Annotated in this window: 1 pseudogene; it reads right to left on the bottom strand. The window is 59.4% G+C overall.

Going from position 1 to position 261, the window contains the following annotated elements:
* Nucleotides 1-261: pseudogene (locus tag SB822_RS58320) on the bottom strand (glucose-6-phosphate dehydrogenase); the annotation flags it as partial.

Below are 261 nucleotides of genomic sequence, written 5' to 3'. Positions count from 1 at the left end.
CCGAGCGGCTTTTCGAGCACGACGCGTGAGTTGCCGTCTACGAGGCCCGCGCCCGAGAGGTTCTCGCAAATGTTCATGAACAGATCGGGCGACGTCGCGAGATAGAACACGCGGCGTACGCCTTCGCGCGACGCTTCCTTCAGCCGTTGATAGTCTACGGGCGAGTCCACGTCCATGCGCACGTATTCGAATAGCGCGAGAAATTTGTCCCATGCGGCGGCATCGAATGCCTTCTTTTCGATGAAGGGCTTGGCCTTCTGC

It is taken from the genome of Paraburkholderia sp. SIMBA_054 (assembly GCF_046534875.1).
Classification (GTDB): domain Bacteria; phylum Pseudomonadota; class Gammaproteobacteria; order Burkholderiales; family Burkholderiaceae; genus Paraburkholderia; species Paraburkholderia hospita.
This window is presented reverse-complemented; position numbering and strand designations above follow the sequence as displayed.